The organism is Pseudoalteromonas sp. MMG007 (assembly GCF_018100985.1).
In the GTDB taxonomy this organism is placed as follows: domain Bacteria; phylum Pseudomonadota; class Gammaproteobacteria; order Enterobacterales; family Alteromonadaceae; genus Pseudoalteromonas.
Window position 1 is genome coordinate 58,784 of the sequence record NZ_JAGJEI010000014.1, and the last position, 16,698, is coordinate 75,481.

The following is a 16,698-nucleotide window of genomic DNA, read 5'->3' on the forward strand; positions in this document are numbered from 1 at the left end:
TTACTTTTTTATACCCGCTAAATCAAGCATAAATGCATAGTTTAGTGCGGTATCTTCTAAGCGCTTAAAGCGGCCAGAAGCACCACCGTGCCCTGCTTCCATATCTATTTTGAACAGTAACTTATTGTCATCTGTTTTGTAATCACGCAGCTTAGCAACCCATTTAGCTGGCTCGAAGTATTGAACTTGTGAGTCATGCAAACCGGTTGTAACTAACATATTTGGATATGCTTGTTTGGATACTTGGTCGTATGGCGAATACGAAAGCATATAGTCGTAATACTCTTTTTCATTTGGATTACCCCACTCTCCATACTCATTGGTAGTAAGTGGAATACTCGCATCAAGCATGGTGGTAACTACATCAACAAACGGTACAGCGGCAACCATGCCTTTATAAAGCTCAGGTGCTTGGTTTGCTACCGCGCCCATTAATAAGCCACCAGCACTGCCGCCGTAAGCAAATATTTCATCTTTAGCGCCATAACCTTGTGCAACTAATGATTTAGTTACATCAACAAAGTCGTTAAAGGTATTCTTTTTAGTGAGTAATTTGCCATCTTCATACCAAGGGCGGCCTAACATTTGCGAGCCACGTACATGGGCAATAGCATATACAAAACCACGGTCTAACAAACTTAAACGTGAGCTAGAAAAAGTAGGATCCATAGTGGCGCCATACGAGCCATAACCGTATTGCAGTAATGGGTTAGTGCCATCTTTTTTAAATGCATCTTTTCGGTAAACTAAGCTTACCGGAACTTTTATATCATCGCGAGCCGTTACAAAAATACGTTCAGACGCATAATTATCAGCATTAAAGTCACCTAAGACAGTTTGCTGCTTAAGAAGCGTTTTATCACCCGTTTTAAGGTTAATATCGTAAGATGTACCTGGTGTAGTCATACTCGTGTAGTAAACACGTAATGTGTCACTGTCTATATCGTTGTTACCATAAGCTGCAATTGTATAAGCACTATCATTAAAACTAAGCGGCAGCTCTTTACCCGTTGTTAAATTACGAGCAATCAACTTAGACTGCCCCATTTCTCGCTCTTGATAAACTAGATAATCTTTAAATAAATCAATACCTTCTAATTTCACTTCTTCGCGTGGCGCTATCACTGTTTGCCAGTTCGCTTTATCATGCGCTTTATCAACGTCTACTTTCATAAGCTGAAAATTAACCGCATTTAGATTAGTGACAATGTAATACGTATTACCTAACTTAGAAATGCTGTATTCAAGGTCTGCTTCTCGCTCAATAAAACGCTTAGGCTTGGCACTTACATCATCAGCGCTTAACACTGACATACCTGATGCCGCAGTACTGCTGTGCCAAATATAAATTTCAGTGCCATCTTTGCTTTTACTAATTCCCGTGTAATAACTGGTGTCAGTTTCTTCGTAAACTAGTTCATCATCGCTTTGAGATGTACCTAGCGTATGGCGATAAACTTGATAGCCAAGTAAAGTTTGTAAATCTTTTTTTATGTAATAAACCGTTTTATTATCGCTTGCCCAAATAACGCCACCATTCGTTCCCTCAAGTGTGTCTTCGAGCAACTTACCTGTATTTAAGTCTTTTATTTTTATTGTGTAAACTCGTCGGCTAACAGTATCTTCCCCATAGGCCATTAAATTGCCATTAGTGCTTACATTTAAACCACTTACATTATAATAGTCATGGCCTTTAGCTAGTTCATTTACGTCTAAAATAACTTCTTGATCAGCACCGTTAAAGTCGCTACTACGAAGGTACGTTGCATACTCATTATCACCACGTGTTTGTGTTGAGTAAAAATAGTCCCCCCTTTTTACTGGTACTGAGTCATCATCTTTTTGAATACGCCCTTTTAGCTCTTCAAATAATTCACTTTGGAGTGTTTTAGTATGTGCAAGCATGGTATCTGTGTAGATATTTTCAGCCTCAAGATAACTAATAACTTCTGGCGCTTTGCGCTCGTCATCACGTAGCCAGTAGTAATCATCAATACGCGTGTCGCCATGAATAGTCATTTCGTGAGGTACTTTTTTAGCGATAGGCGCCACTGCATTAACTGTTTTTGGTGCTTGCTGTGTTTGCATAGTATTGGTTATTGAAGTATCGGTAGATGTACCTTGTGGTGCTTTGTCACACCCAGCTAAAACAGCTAGTGATAACGCGGCTAGTGTGAATGAAGAACGGAACATTTATAAATCTCAGTCGTTGTTATTATTGGTAATATTAAATATACCTAATTATAAAGCACGGTGTGATTTAGTTTGTGAAGCTATGTAAAAAGGGAGCCGAAGCTCCAATGCCAGCCAGTTAAGCTGACTGGTGTTTTTTTTGGTGAGATATTTACTTGGTTTGGGTTTGACCCTCCGAGGGGATAGCCTATCTTCCCGCCTTGTCGGAAGCTCGTAATAAGTTAGCTGATTGATGAGATTTTCATACAGCACGGGGAGCTTTCCAGGACTTGTAAATCCTGTTGTAAGTAGAAATGCCACAACCGCGCTTGAACACCCGCTGAAGCTTAGTTGATTTGGCCAGATACCTTTGCGTATAGCCGCTTCAGTCATAGCCACTCTTATCAAGTTATAAGCAAGCAATAACCCCCATAACTCTTGCTCAACCATGTCTGGGCGTTTGCTTCTAAGCGTGTATTCACTGTTCAGTAGCGTTTGTTTCATTTCACGATATCCTAACTCAATTTCCCAGCAGTGACTGTATAAGTCTACAATTTCGTCACTGGAGTAACGCATTGCATCGGTAAGCGATGTAAGAATCCGACACTCTTCCCTTTAACTTTTTTCGTAATTAGCCGTGCCTCAATCTCGTCCGGCAGCTCGGGGAAATTCTTTCTCGCTTTTAGTGTGGTTCTCAGCCTTACCTGTTTATCTACACGGCTATAACTTTTTAATACATCAAACTGGAGTCCTTTTCTTGCCGGTATCATCCAGTGCCTTTCTTCTTCCGCTTTTTACCATAGATGCAGCAAGCCTAATGAGTAAAAACCACGGTCAAACAAGGTCAGTGTGTGATCTGGCGTGTCTTCAATTAACTGCTCAGCTAGCACCATCTCGTTGGATTTGTAATTATCAAACGCACTATTGGTAAGTTGATGGCTTGTCTGTTCCATTTGACACACCATGCGGATCTGAGGAAATGCAGTATCACCATGTTGAGTACTGCCAGAGCCATACTTTTTATGGTTTTCGGGGTATCAGCCATTCGCCAAATGACACCATCTACACCCAGCAAATTCAGACCGCTCCATGTTTCGAATTTATTTTGCTGATACCAATGTTGAGCCGCCTTTTTAAGGGATTGCTTCACGGCCTCGTTCCTAAGCGCTGTCGCGCCTGAATCATCGCACTTGGCGCTATTAGCGGCGCTTTACCGGGAAGCGAATTATCCATTTTAGTACAATATTCCATGCAGATTATTGCCGAAAAAGGCTCATTCCCATGACGCACCACATCACCGATTCAAGCGGTAAGCGACGTTTTCTGACGGTTGCGACTCCCGCTTCAACAAAAGCCTCATCAATAATAGATAGATCCAGAAGTGATAAGAGATTTTCAAGCGAATGAAATTGGGTACTGGCATTAAATGCGGTATCTAAAGCTGTTTTAATATTCATAAAAAATCCGATGGCAAATGCTCATCGGATTCTTACATCTATAAAAGATCGGTCAACCGTTCATTAAAATATTTCTTAACTGAACGGCATTAGCCGAAGCTCCCTTTATTTAATTCGTAGACGTTTTTAAGCTTACTTTTGCTTTCAACGACGCAAGAGTTAGAGCGCAAGCATTACAAAATAGTTACACCATAATCCAGCAAATAAACAACAATTAAACATCTTATATACTTCCTTTCCTAAAGGGGGTACCATCCTTCACTCATTTTTAACAAGGAAAAATAAAAAGTGAAGAAAATTAGCGTTACAATCCTAAAAGTAGCAACTTTATTGCTTTCATTTCAAGCGATAGCTAGTAATGACCATTTAGCGCCAAAAAACTCCTCCAATGTTAGGAACTCAACAATACAAGGTTCGTTAGATAAACAAGGCTACGAAGTTAGGGTAATTGAGTATATAAGTACGGATGGAAGAGCAATAAAAAAGAAACTTTTTTTTATTGATTCAGCCTTAGGAGCGCAAAATGCATATAATAATGCAAGCCTCTCTTTTGAAGCTTACCAAGAAACAGCAAATGACTATAACTCTCCATTAAGTTTCAGCCAGCGAAATAGCACTCCATTGAACTCTGTCAGTTATGCTGACGATTTATCATCCGGCATGTTGACCATAATAGATGCTGAAGCGGATGCAATATCCTCTCAATCTCAAGCCGATGCATATATTGCGAAGTGGGGCTTGGAAGTTAGTGACGATTCAGATAACAACTCCATAAACAGCGGATATGGTAATTCATGCCCTAGAAAATACAAATGCCGCTCAAAGCAATATCAAAAAAGTATAAACAAAGATATTAATAAAAAATTTGAATTGTATAGAGGTACTTACGGCTCAGTGGGAATGGATATTATCGGCTCAGTCAAAGCCGATACTACAGCAAAAGTTGAATACCGCTACAAAAAAAAGTGGGGAATTAAATATAAAGTGCGTATAGATTTTTTAGATGCAAAACTAAACTATCGTTTTGAGGGCACTTTAGGATTACACGGTAAAGCAGAGCACACACTGAAAGGAAAGGAGTTTGAGCTTTTTCAGGCCAAAGTATACGACAGTTATTTCATGGTCGGGTTTATTCCTGTGCAAGTCGATGTAAAAACTTATGTACGTGCAGGCACAGGAGATCTAAAACTTTCAGCACAAGGTGAAATAGGAATGGTTAAGCCATTCTTAAGTGAAGGCACATTTAGCTATGTATGTGATAAGAAAAAATGTATAAAACAAAGTGAATCATTCAATAACTCAGATCAAGCTTTAAATAGCACTAACTTGGCTTACCAAGTTATCGCAAAAGCTGAAATTGAACCCTACATCAACGCAGCTGTTCGTGGTCGTCTTTATTGGGGATCAGTCTATGCAGAGGTTGGCTTACAGCCTTCTTTACCATTAAAGCTATTTGGCTACGTTGGAAATAAATGTGGTGATGGTGATGGGGACTCTAAAAATGAGCGCGTAACAGCTGGATTACTAAGTGCCGATATCCGTGCGGGAATAACTTGGAAAACAAAATTCTTACAGCACAAGTCAGACCGTAATTATAAGCAGTTTTATCGCAGCAACTTAGGCTACAAGGATTTACTAAATCCGAGTACTGCATTATCTCCATTAATCAAAGCAACAATTAGTGGCAACACAGTTACATTAAAAACTTCATTGCGAAATTGTATAGCAAACGAACTCAATTCAAAGCATCAAGATTTTACTATTTATTGGGGTAATGAAGGCACGAAAAACATATCAAATATTAGCAATACCAATACTTCTACAAAAACGCTAAGCCAAGGCTATCATAATATTAAAGTAAGGCATAAAAGTGGAGCATACACACAAAAAGAGATTCATATTACTTCAAGTGGTGGTGGTAGACTTGACCCACCGGTAGTATGTCATGTTCCATTACCAATAGCTCTTCCACCTGGTATTAAAGGAGCAATTGCATGTCCAATAGGTGGTAGGGCACCAGCTGGTTATATATGTTTACCTGATCCTCCAAAGTGCGATGAGGGTTTACCAACATTTTAAGCTAAACCTCTTCAAGAGATTGCTTTGGCAATCTCTTGAACTAATAATTACTATTTTAGACTAGTAGTAATTTGTATATTTCAGTTAAATTGAAGTATTAAACAAACTGTTTTATTATCAAACGCCCAAACTACGGTACAATGTTGTTCGCTTTATTCGTCATTACCTTATAGCCTAACTTCAAAATGATAGTGGTATTTTGATTATATAGCTCTGTAACTTTCAAAAATAAGAGTTCATGTAACGCCATAGTGAAATGATTTCAATATTGCACTTAGGTTTTTATAAATGCAAAAATTTATAAAATTAATTCGCTTCATATTTTAACAGATACTTAGCTTTGCTAATTCTATTTTTATATTACTGTTCTTATCCGTATAAAAAATAATAATTCTAAACAAGAAACTTATGAATAACGGCGTAATCAATATATTAACGATGGCTAAAGTTATAAACAGCCGTCGCCCCTGTATTTTTAATTACTGGTATTGCAGCCACTCTCGGGGTTTTATCTAATCGATTAGCACGCATAACAGACCGAGCTCGCCAGCTTGAACGAAAACTAAAAATCAGTATCGATGAAGACTTTAACAAGACACTTGCCACGGAATTACGTGCACTATTAAAGCGCTCCCGATGTATCCATATTGCTTTTAGTTTAAGTGTATTAAGCGCATTACTTGTATGTGCTGTGGTTATGTTCTTATTTTTATCACATATCCAATCTATAAACTTAAGCGTGACCATTGCTTGTTGTTTTGTAGCTGCCATGGCGTTACTCATTTGTGCATTTATTTCACTACTTGGAGAAGTGTTTTTGGCTACCAGAAGTATGCGCCGAGGAATGATATTTGCAGATATTGATATAAATGATTAATTTTTTCATAAAAAACCCCGAGTAACTAATGTTACTCGGGGTTTTTATTAAATAAGCTTATTTAATAAAATAACTTATTGCGCAGTATAAATCGTCTCTAGTACTTCAATTCTAGCTTCTTTAGCATAACCTGAAGCATTTAACTGCCCTGCTGCAACTAAAATATCTTGTTCATCATTCACTGCTAAAACGGCAATCTTAGTACCAGGAAATACAGACACCACTTTTAATCCAGCTGCTGCAGCAATATCGCTAGCAGTAATACCATCTTTTAAAAGTACCGTAATATTACCTGATAAAGAACTTAAGCTATTGGTTAAAACGTTGCGAACTAAAGTTCCTTTAGTTACTAAATCAGATGTGCTTGCAGCATTTACAACTGCCATATCGCCTTTTTTCATAACTACATGCTCATCGGCAGCAACACTTGAAGGCACTAGGCGCAAATTTCTCTCTACCTTATAAGAACCAAAGTCAGCTTTAGTATATTTAACACTAGACACTTGTTTTTTTGGTAATTGAAGCCTTTCATCAAAGCTTGTGTTTGCGGTAGCGCTTAAAGAAATACACGCAGCGGTACTTAATACAATTAATTTATTTATTTTCATTTTGATAATCCTTACTCTTGACCTGCGTGACCGAATGCGCGTAAAGACACACCCTCTAAAATACTCGCTGAGCTATTGTTAGTAATACCCGTTATTACACCACCAAAAATATTATCCGGAGCATCACTAAATGCATAACTATTTGCACTTGTATCAAGTAAACGAACTGTCCAAGTACCCTTAGTCGACTCACCATAAAACGCATTTGAAAGCATTACAGCATCTTTTAAAATATACCCACTACTGAACCCAGTTGAAGTATTGTATGCTGGGTATAGCATCGCTTGCTTAGAAGACAGTAATACACTGCGTGTACCCGCTGGTGATGTAACTTCAATAGCTAAATCTGTACCGGCTGAAGTTTGTGTACCATCGCTTAAACCTAAGCCCATTTCTGCATTACTTACATCAAACTTAAACTGCATTGCTTCAATGCTTAGCTCTTCAGCCACTTCAATTTCTTGTATAAGGCCCATCGCATTGTTATCTGGAATTTCTAGCATAAGCGCATCTTCAGCAACTGCTGAACCAACACCACTCCATTGAGTAATAACTTGCTCACCTAAAGCAACATCGTAAGATTTAGCCATAGAAACCGCAGCTCCAGCATCTGCACGACCAAAACCATACAAATTGTTGAAGTTATAACCTGCAGCATTTTCAACCCAACCATCATGAGCAACAAACTCGCCTTCACCAATTGCTAATTTAACAGCAGTATTATCTGCATCAATTAAAGTACTTGTTGATGCTAGGATATGTCGAACATCACGCCATGTTAAATCAGGATTAGCCGAAAGAATCAACGATACTACACCCGATGCATTTGGCGCAGCAGATGATGTACCATTAAATGTTGAAGTATAGTTACAGCTCGCATTGTCTGCATGGCCTGGGTAGTTAAATGGATACTGACTTGCAGCAAACTCTTCACCGTAAGCTGCAGCCCAAGCTGTAATAGAGCCACCATTGAAACCTGAATAGCCATTAATACACGTCATTTGATCTGTAGTTACCATTGCAGGAGCAAAACGACCATATTCACCCGCTGGAGCCGATACCATTACGTTAGCACCCGCTGTAGAATAGCTAGTATGCTTCCCGTTCGCATTTACTGCAGCAACACTCAAGTAATAAGGATGCCCTTGGCTTGGCTCAAATGCGCCATTGTAACAAGTTAAACCTAAGTCATTTGCACCATTATCAGTACAAAACGAGCCCTCTCTGTCGCCATCAACAAATGAGTTACCGCTAGATTTCATATTTAGCGCACCTTTACCATCACGAAGGTTCAGGTTAGGGTAGGATTCAATTGCTTCATCTAGTTCTGAATAGCCAAAGAATGCAGGGAACGTAATACCGTAACTACGGTTAAACGCTGAAATACTTTCAGACGTACTAATACCACTACCAGGGAAGCCATGTGCAAGTAAATCAGTTTGTGGTACTTTTTCTCCACCAAGGTAGTTCATACCGATTAAGCCTGCATCAGGTGCCACACCACGGCCGCCTTTGCCATTCCAACCTTTTGCTGCAATTAAGCCGGCAACACTTGTTCCATGGTCACCGTTATTTGATGTACTTGTAGGATCTGTACGATCCAGAGCTTCAGCGTTAAGGTTTAAAGAACGATTTGGTAATACGTTATCTACTAAATCTTCATGGCGAATTTCCATACCTGAGTCAACAACAACAGCAGTTACACCAACACCTGTAACGCCTTGAGCATAAGCGGCTGTTACATTCATATCTTCACCAGCAACCAAACCTGTAGCTTCTGCATTCGCAAAACTAGCATCAACACTTGCTTGCGCCTCTTCTTCGGTATCGCCGAATAGATTTACATATAAATTGGCTAAGCCCTGCTTCATTTCATCGCTTAATGAGTATGCTTTCTGGCCTGTATTATTTAAGTGCCATTGTTGATTTGCTAATGGGTCACCAACAACTCCTGAAATATTTATTTGCGCAGAAGCCGTTTTACCATTTGCGTTTACAGTGTAATCAATAACTACATCACCATCCGTCATTGGAACATAAGTAAATGATGTTCCCTGTACAGTTAAAGTACCGTGACTAAATGTGAATACGCCATCTTCTGCAACCACTTCTTCACCATTTTCAGTGAAGCTAAATGTAAGTGCATCGCCATCGTTATCGCTGGCTTTAAATTCAGCAGTAACAGGGAGCCATTGTTTTAAATCTACAATAGCTACATCACTCGCTTTAGGCGCTACATCAGTAACTAATGGTACGCTACTTTTATTATCGTCATCACTACTTCCACAACCAGAAAGTGATACCACTATTGCAGCAGACAATGCTGACATTTTAAAAATATTATGTTTCATAAACTCTCTTTGTTAATTATTTTTATGATGGGAAGACGTTACACAACACTAATCAAAATAACAACGATGTATTTACAGTCATTAACAATAAAAACAATAGATGTAACGGTATGGTAATCATTGTATGCTTAGTTAAAGAAACACTTATTAAGTACATATATTAACTTGAGCTTTCAAAGAAGCTAATATAGAACAGGATTAACAGTTACTTTAAAAGGGGCAAACATGAAATTAAATAAATTATTAGCAACAATAGCATTAGCTACATGCGCACTTAGTGTATCAGCAAACTCTGCCTTTAAAGAGCCAAGTGATGCTATTGAATACCGTCAAGCTGCGTTCTCAATGATTTCAGTACAAATTGGTAACATGGGCGCTATGCTAAAAGGCAAAGTGCCGTTTGATGCAGAGCAGTTTAAAATGCGTGCTAATAACGCAGCCGCTCTTTCTAAAATGCCTTGGGAGGCGTTTTACGAAGGCACAGATAAAGGCGATACAGCAGCACTTGCCGCAGTTTGGTCTGAAAACGCAGCCTTTGTTGAAAAAGCTAATGTCTTTGCTGCAAATGCAGATAAGCTAGCTGCAGCAGCGCAAACAGGCGACAAAGCCGTAATTGGTAAAGCTTTTGGCGCATGGGCTAAAGGCTGTAAAGATTGTCATAAACAATTTAAAGATTAATTTTACTGCAGTATTTAAGCTGCATGAAAAAGATAATAAAAAAGCCCTGAACGGTTAACCATTCAGGGCTTTTTTTACTTTAATGTCTATTAACTATTTATTGGTGCCTTTGCAGAACGCCCTTTAAACGGGCGCTTAAATACCGCACCAATGTCACCTAAAATAATATATAAACATGGCACTAATATTAGTGTTATCAACGTTGCAAACATAACCGCAAAACCTAATGCTACCGCCATAGGTATTACAAATTTAGCCTGTAAGCTCGTTTCAAACATAATAGGCAATACACCAGCAAAGGTAGTGATTGAGGTAAGCAATATTGCCCTAAAGCGTGCACAACCGGCTTCTATTACCGCATGTTTAACGCTAACCCCTTCGCGGCGAACTTGATTTACATAGTCGGTCATTACTAGGGAGTCGTTTATAACTACGCCTGCAGCTGCAATTAAGCCAAAGCCCGACATTAAGCTCATATCTAAATCAAACCAAAAGTGGCCCCAAATAGCGCCCGTTAAGCTAAACGGAATAACTGACATTACGATCAGCGGTTGCGCATAACTCTTAAGCGGCACAGCCAGTAATATGTAGACTAAAATCATACCGCCGGCAAAAAATAGTAATTGCTCATTTGCTTGAGCTTGCTGCTCTTCAATTGCACCGCCAAGTTCTGATTTAACGCTTGGGTATTCTTCTTTAAGTTGTGGCAGTAAGTTTTCTTTTACCTGCTTAACTACTTCACCAGGTTCAATTTGCTCTTCATCAATATTGCCATAAACATACACAGTACGGTAACCACCTTCACGGCGAATATAACTAATACCTGGCGTTTCGGTTAGCTCTACAACATCACCAAGTAATACTTCTCGCCCCTGTGGGGTAGTAACAACGGTGTGTTTAAGCGATGAAAATGCTTCACGAGTCAGTTTAGGGTAGCGCACCATTACACGCACTTCTTCCCCGTTTCGGATCACGCGCTGCGCTTCACCACCATAAAAGCTGGCCCCCACCTGATTAGCAATACTTGCCAAATCTAAACCCAAATCGTAAGCGACCGGTTTTAAGCTCATTTGCACTTCTTTGCTCGCAGGATCAATCGTTGAGCTTATATCAAACAGTCCTTTTTGCTGTTGTAGTAATTGAATAAAACGACGACCTGCCTGATTTAAAGTATCTATGTCAGAGCCAAACAGTAAGTAACCAAACTCACCGCCGCCGTTGCCACCGCCGCCACCAACATCATCTTGAATAGTTAACGACTTAATACCGGCAATAGTTGGCATAGCCTCACGCCAGCGACGCGAAAGTTCAAATGCATTATACGGACGCAAATCTTCATCAACTAAAGGCGCAAGTAATTGCGACTCAGTTCTGCCTTGGTTAAATACCAACACATCACGAATAATTTTTTGGCCAAATTCACGTTCGGTTTCTTCATCGACTCTAAGTACCATGGCTTCTATTTCACGAATAGCTGCAATAGTTTGTAAGTCAGAAACATTGTCATTCATTTCAACTTGTATTTGCGGAAAATCGTGCGGTACTTTAGGCGTAGGTACTGTGCGTACTTTGTTGGAGGTAATAAGCGAAATACTTATTATAAACATAGCAATAAAGGCAAATAACACCGTCCAGCGCCAATCTACACATTTTGCAATAAAACGTTTATAAGGGCCATTTACAAACCCAAAAAAGCGAGTATTGAAGCGATCGCGCCAGCCCCCTTTTTTTATCGGTGAAAAGTGTGTGTGTGCAATATGAGCCGGTAATATAAGCTTTGACTCTACAAGGCTAAATACTAAACACAGCATAACTACAACAGCTATACCATAGAAAAAGGCACTTTCTGGGCCGCTTGAAAGCGTAAACGGTGCAAATACAGCAATGGTTGTTAGTACACCAAACGTTGCTGGAGTTGCTACGCGGTTTGCACCACGTACGACGTTTTCGACACCACCACCATTTTTTTCCACTTCGGTATAGGCGGCTTCGCCTATTACTATGGCGTCATCCACCACGATGCCGAGCACCATAATAAACGCAAATAACGAAATAATATTAATGCTAATACCAAATAGCGGCATCATCATCATGGCCCCTAAAAAACAAACGGGTAAGCCAATCATCACCCATAATGCAAGTTTAAAGCGCAAGAACAACGACAGCATAATAGCCACTAAAATTGCACCTTGAAACAAGTTAGCCTTCATCATATCGAGGCGTGCATTTAGGTAATATGTCATGTCCATTAATGGCTCTAACCTAATACCTGGCGGTAGCTGCTTATTTTTTTGATCAATAAATGCCTTAACCGAATCGGCCACAGGAATTATATTTTGCTCTTGCGTTGCTTTAACCGACATATAAACGGCATTTTCGCCGTTAAATTTAAAGTAGCGCTCACCTTCAGTAAATTGGTCTTTAATAATGGCTATATCTTGCAATAATACTTTAGCGCCATTAGCACCAATTTTTACCGGGATATGTCTAAACTCTTCACCCGAGTAAAATTGGTTTTCTACTCGAACAGAAATAACACCTGAATCTGTTTTTAGTTGCCCTGCCGAAAAGTTAGCTGAGTAGCGACGCACCGCATCCATCACATCACTGAGTGTTAAGTTATATTGGCGAAGCGTATCTGGGTCTATTTCAATTGCTATTTCGTCAAGCGGTACATCGTTTTCAACGAGTGAAACATTGGACAGTTGTAGTAGCTCATCCTCTATTTGGTTAGCAATAGGCTTAAGCTCAGTAAGCGGTAAATCAGCAACAAGTGTCATACCTATTACATCTTGTCTAAACTCAACTTGGCTTATGGTGACCGGTTCCATACCTGCCGGAAAAGTCGCAATACCATCTACACGTAATTTTACCTTATCAAGTACATCGGTAAGCTCTGCATCAGTGTTTATTTCAAGGCTTGCAGTGCCGCCGTTTCTGAATGCACGGTACACACCTTTTTTAATTTCGGTTATATCTTTAAGTGACTCTTCAATTTTTATAAGAATACTTTCTTCTATTTCTTGAGGTGAGGCACCCGGGTAATTAGCTTCAACGTTAATATAGTTAACTTCTATATTTGGAAACATTTGACGCTGAATAGTGAAGTAGCTAATCAAACCCATAGCAATGATAAAAAACATCATTAAGTTTGCAGCAACCGAGTTATTAGCAAAGTAGGCAATGAGTCCTGTTTGCTTTTTTTGTATTAATTCGCTCATGTCTAATACACCTTACAGCTGTTGCGTATTTGAGGTGCTCAACTCTGAGCTTTCAGGTGCTGCAGCTACACCTGCAATTTTAACCTGCATCCCTTTTTGTGGGTATTCAGGTAAAGTAGTAACGAGTTGGTCGTCAGCATTTAAACCACTGCTGATATAAAAGTATTCACCTTCTTCACGAATAACCGTTACTTTACGTGGCTCAAGCTCTTGGCTTTCGTTTACTACCCATACGGTTTGGTTATTCACTAAAGCTTGCGGCAAGCGGTAAATATTATTAAGCGTAGCCCCAGCAAAATTAACTTGTACGTAGCTGCCAAACTTAATAGTAGGTTGTTTTGTTTTTAAACCATATGGGTCTTCAATACGCACAACTAAACTGCTCATACGTGTAGCGCTATCTACAATTCCTAAATCACGGTCTATTATCCCTTCGCGCGTAAAGCTGTTTAGCCCTTTTTGAATCACGGTAGCGGTAATGCCTTTAATACGCTCTGGTAAAAACACGCTATCGAACCCTGCAATAGGAATGATCACTTCAGCGGTTTCAATATTATTTAATTCAGCAACTTGTGAGCCCATAGTAACAAACTGACCAACACCTACATTACGGCTAACCACTAAAGCATCGTATGGCGCTGTCACTTCACAATTATCTAAATCACGTTGCGCACGCTTTAAAGCTGCTTGCGCCGATTTAACTGCAGCTTGAGCACTTAACACTTGCGGCTTACGTAAAAATAAATCGGTACGCGCTTTACTAGGAAAACGCTTTGCTTCGTCTTCGGCTACCTGAGCCTGAGCCTGCTCTTCAATAAGTGCAGCCTGTGCTCGAGCAACATCAGCCTCAGCAACAAGTACTGCAGCTTCATAGTTATCTTTTTCTATAGTGAATAATGTTTCACCACGAGCAACCACACCACCGGCAACAAAGTTAGGGTGCCAACTTAATACTTCACCCGACACTTGCGCCGAAAGTTGCGTGTTCTCAAGCGGCTTTATCTCACCATAGCTATTTATAATTACTTGATGATCGTTTGCTGCTACAGGCTCAACTTGCACCGTAGGGCGCGTATCTACCGCCTTCTTTTGCTCTGGTTCTTGCGCTATAGCATTAACACCCATAAAGCCAACAATACCTATGGCCAGCGCTACAAATGGGAAAACCCATCTAAGTGAATTTGTTTGCATATCCTAATTACCCCAAATTTCTATTAACGCCATAATAACAGAGCTAGATAAAACATTAATGTGACATTTGTAAGCAACTGTTGCAAACACAGTCAGTTTGAAAGATTAAGGTAATAAAAATCACATGAAGATAATAATTAATCCACATCACTATATTTACCAACAAATTTTAAGTGTTTAACATCAGAAGCTTAAGATAAAAACCTAAATAATTTCACTAAACTATGTCAAATAAATTAGTTTACGTACCGTCCAATTAAATTAACAAATATGAAAAAAATCTAAATAAAATGAGCAAGTCCCCCTTTGCACTTAACGTTTAAATCGGCTTAACCAAAGCTTTGATTACTTATCTTACGCCTGTTTACTGAACTAGGGCGTGTTGACCTTTGGTGGTTGAATTTGCAGCAGTGTGTTTGGTTTTTAGGCAAGGCAGAGCCTATGAAGTGTGGTTATTCCCCATAAATAGGCGATAACGCAGCATAAAAACCAAACATGCGCTGCCCTTTGGGTTCTTTCTAGGGACGATTGACTCTTTGTTGCTTGGTTTTTACTTAGCCCACTAGGTTACAAACCTCGCGCCGCGATTAAATCGCCCCTAGATTGAATAAATTTCAATCCACAAAGATCAACACGCCCTAGGGCCAACAACCGTTATTCATAACCGAACACCGGCGTGTTCGATATCGAACACCTCTTTATTTCAAAGCACCAGGGGAATATATAAAACTTTGAAATATAAGCATTTTAAAACTTGGCATTAAACTTCCATTAACGACTGTATCAATCAAAGTGATGAGTAGATAATGAATATAAATATTGACCAAACAACAAAACCGAACAAATTAAAAATAGTGCTGACTATCGCAACGCTGTTAGTCGTCATATGTATCGGTTATTTTACAATAAAACCCACCCTACCCAAACTCAGCGCAAACACGCTCAATATGGTTACTGTACAACAAGGTGATATTGACATTATGACACCTGTGTATGGTCAATATGCATCACGTTATGAGCGCCTGCTCAGTGCACCAGCAACTGGTCAAGTGGGTGAAATTTATTTACGTGCCGGTGCTGATGTAGAAGCAAATACAGTTATCGCAAAGTTAGTTAACCCCGATTTGCAACAACAACTGTTTGAATCACAAGCCAAGCTCGAGCGTATGCACTCTGAATTTGCTGCATTTAAGTTTAAAAAACAAAACGAGCAACTCACCTTCCAAGCCGAACTTGCTGATATTGATAGTCAGATACAAGGTGCTAAGTTAGATGTTGACGTAAATCAGCGCCTATCAGATCAAGGTATTGCTGCAAAAATTGATTTAGAACGCGCCATTCTTAAATATAATCAACTTAAAAAGCGCCTAGAATTTGCAAACTACCGCTTTGAAAAACAAAAAGAAATGCATAAATTAGAGCTTGAGCAACAAAAAATTCTATTAACACAACAACAAAAACAAGTCGATTTAGTTAGTAACAAAGTCGCGGCATTAACAATCACAGCAGGAATTGCAGGTACACTACAGCGCTTAGATATTGAGCTTGGTCAACGAGTAAACCAAGGTCAAGCTATGGCGCGTGTTGGTTCAAAAACACAACTAATGGCAAAACTAAATATTCCACAGCGTATTGCTGAGCGTATCCAAATTGGTGCTGCAGTTGACTTAAAGTATTCTAATGGCGTACTAAAAGGCACGGTTAAACAACTTACATCAGTGGTCGAAAACGGCTTTATTGTTGCTGAAGTGCATCTGAGAGAACCGTTACCAGCAAACCTACGCCCTGCACAACCGGTCAATGCATTGATATTTGTTGAGCGTAAAGAGAATGCACTGTATGTGAGTCAAGAGCCTGGTTTAAAACCTCTTGGTGCGCAACTTCTCTATAAACACATTCCCAACCAAGCACAACTACAGCAACAGCAAATAACCTTTGGTGAACTATCAGGCACGAACTTACTCATCACTAACGGCGCCATTGCGGGTGAAAAAATTATCACAAATGATTTAAGCCAGTGGCATACTTACAGCCACTTGGCCCTAGATACAACTAACCTTTAAG

General features: G+C 39.6%; 11 protein-coding genes and 1 pseudogene. 4 read left to right on the plus strand and 8 right to left on the minus strand.

The window, feature by feature from the left end; translation table 11 throughout:
• The 4 genes from J8L71_RS15055 to J8L71_RS18570 all read right to left on the minus strand — a co-directional run bounded on the left by J8L71_RS15055 (position 1) and on the right by J8L71_RS18570 (position 3,629).
• Positions 1-2,193 (minus strand): S9 family peptidase, encoded by a 2,193-nt coding sequence (locus J8L71_RS15055; RefSeq protein WP_211001254.1) that lies wholly within the window; start codon positions 2,191-2,193, stop codon positions 1-3.
• Positions 2,194-2,241: 48 nt separating this feature from the next.
• Entirely contained in the window at positions 2,242-2,748 is a 507-nt protein-coding gene (locus tag J8L71_RS18560; RefSeq protein ID WP_247655325.1) for a transposase, read from the minus strand.
• Between the two features lie 218 nt (positions 2,749-2,966).
• Positions 2,967-3,125, minus strand: a complete 159-nt coding sequence (locus J8L71_RS18565; RefSeq protein ID WP_247655326.1) for a hypothetical protein — start codon at positions 3,123-3,125, stop codon at positions 2,967-2,969.
• A gap of 303 nt (positions 3,126-3,428) precedes the next feature.
• On the minus strand, positions 3,429-3,629 hold the full coding sequence (locus tag J8L71_RS18570) for a transposase domain-containing protein (protein WP_247655327.1): 201 nt from the start codon (positions 3,627-3,629) through the stop codon (positions 3,429-3,431).
• Between the two features lie 288 nt (positions 3,630-3,917).
• Between J8L71_RS18570 and J8L71_RS15065 the strand changes: the two genes are divergently transcribed.
• Both J8L71_RS15065 and J8L71_RS15070 read left to right on the plus strand, forming a co-directional pair.
• Positions 3,918-5,708: a hypothetical protein gene (locus J8L71_RS15065; RefSeq protein WP_211001255.1), complete on the plus strand. Its 1,791-nt coding sequence runs from the start codon at positions 3,918-3,920 to the stop codon at positions 5,706-5,708.
• A 408-nt stretch (positions 5,709-6,116) separates the two neighbouring features.
• A pseudogene (locus tag J8L71_RS15070) lies at positions 6,117-6,585 on the plus strand (DUF2721 domain-containing protein).
• Positions 6,586-6,659: 74 nt separating this feature from the next.
• Here J8L71_RS15070 and J8L71_RS15075 read toward each other — a convergent pair.
• Together J8L71_RS15075 and J8L71_RS15080 are read right to left on the minus strand one after the other, a co-directional pair.
• A complete protein-coding gene (locus tag J8L71_RS15075) occupies positions 6,660-7,193 on the minus strand; it encodes a hypothetical protein (RefSeq protein WP_211001256.1) in 534 nt (177 codons plus the stop codon).
• Positions 7,194-7,204: 11 nt separating this feature from the next.
• Entirely contained in the window at positions 7,205-9,544 is a 2,340-nt protein-coding gene (locus J8L71_RS15080; protein WP_211001257.1) for a S8 family serine peptidase, read from the minus strand.
• A gap of 225 nt (positions 9,545-9,769) precedes the next feature.
• On the opposite strand from J8L71_RS15080, the gene J8L71_RS15085 reads away from it, so the two are divergent.
• Complete coding sequence (locus J8L71_RS15085; protein ID WP_211001258.1) at positions 9,770-10,222, plus strand: cytochrome c; 453 nt, start codon at positions 9,770-9,772, stop codon at positions 10,220-10,222.
• 89 nt (positions 10,223-10,311) lie between these two features.
• On the opposite strand, the gene J8L71_RS15090 is transcribed toward J8L71_RS15085, so the two are convergent.
• A complete protein-coding gene (locus J8L71_RS15090; RefSeq protein ID WP_211001259.1) occupies positions 10,312-13,443 on the minus strand; it encodes an efflux RND transporter permease subunit in 3,132 nt (1,043 codons plus the stop codon).
• 12 nt (positions 13,444-13,455) lie between these two features.
• Entirely contained in the window at positions 13,456-14,634 is a 1,179-nt protein-coding gene (locus J8L71_RS15095) for an efflux RND transporter periplasmic adaptor subunit (protein ID WP_211001260.1), read from the minus strand.
• An 806-nt stretch (positions 14,635-15,440) separates the two neighbouring features.
• Here J8L71_RS15095 and J8L71_RS15100 point away from each other — a divergent pair.
• Positions 15,441-16,697: an HlyD family efflux transporter periplasmic adaptor subunit gene (locus J8L71_RS15100; protein ID WP_193226755.1), complete on the plus strand. Its 1,257-nt coding sequence runs from the start codon at positions 15,441-15,443 to the stop codon at positions 16,695-16,697.
• Position 16,698: the final 1 nt, after the last annotated feature.

Coding starts and splice junctions, on each gene's coding strand:
- J8L71_RS15055 (WP_211001254.1), bottom strand. CDS start 2,193: ATGTTCCGTTCTTCATTCACACTAGCCGCGTTATCACTAGCTGTTTTA.
- J8L71_RS18560 (WP_247655325.1), bottom strand. CDS start 2,748: ATGCGTTACTCCAGTGACGAAATTGTAGACTTATACAGTCACTGCTGG.
- J8L71_RS18565 (WP_247655326.1), bottom strand. CDS start 3,125: ATGGAACAGACAAGCCATCAACTTACCAATAGTGCGTTTGATAATTAC.
- J8L71_RS18570 (WP_247655327.1), bottom strand. CDS start 3,629: ATGAATATTAAAACAGCTTTAGATACCGCATTTAATGCCAGTACCCAA.
- J8L71_RS15075 (WP_211001256.1), bottom strand. CDS start 7,193: ATGAAAATAAATAAATTAATTGTATTAAGTACCGCTGCGTGTATTTCT.
- J8L71_RS15080 (WP_211001257.1), bottom strand. CDS start 9,544: ATGAAACATAATATTTTTAAAATGTCAGCATTGTCTGCTGCAATAGTG.
- J8L71_RS15085 (WP_211001258.1), top strand. CDS start 9,770: ATGAAATTAAATAAATTATTAGCAACAATAGCATTAGCTACATGCGCA.
- J8L71_RS15090 (WP_211001259.1), bottom strand. CDS start 13,443: ATGAGCGAATTAATACAAAAAAAGCAAACAGGACTCATTGCCTACTTT.
- J8L71_RS15095 (WP_211001260.1), bottom strand. CDS start 14,634: ATGCAAACAAATTCACTTAGATGGGTTTTCCCATTTGTAGCGCTGGCC.
- J8L71_RS15100 (WP_193226755.1), top strand. CDS start 15,441: ATGAATATAAATATTGACCAAACAACAAAACCGAACAAATTAAAAATA.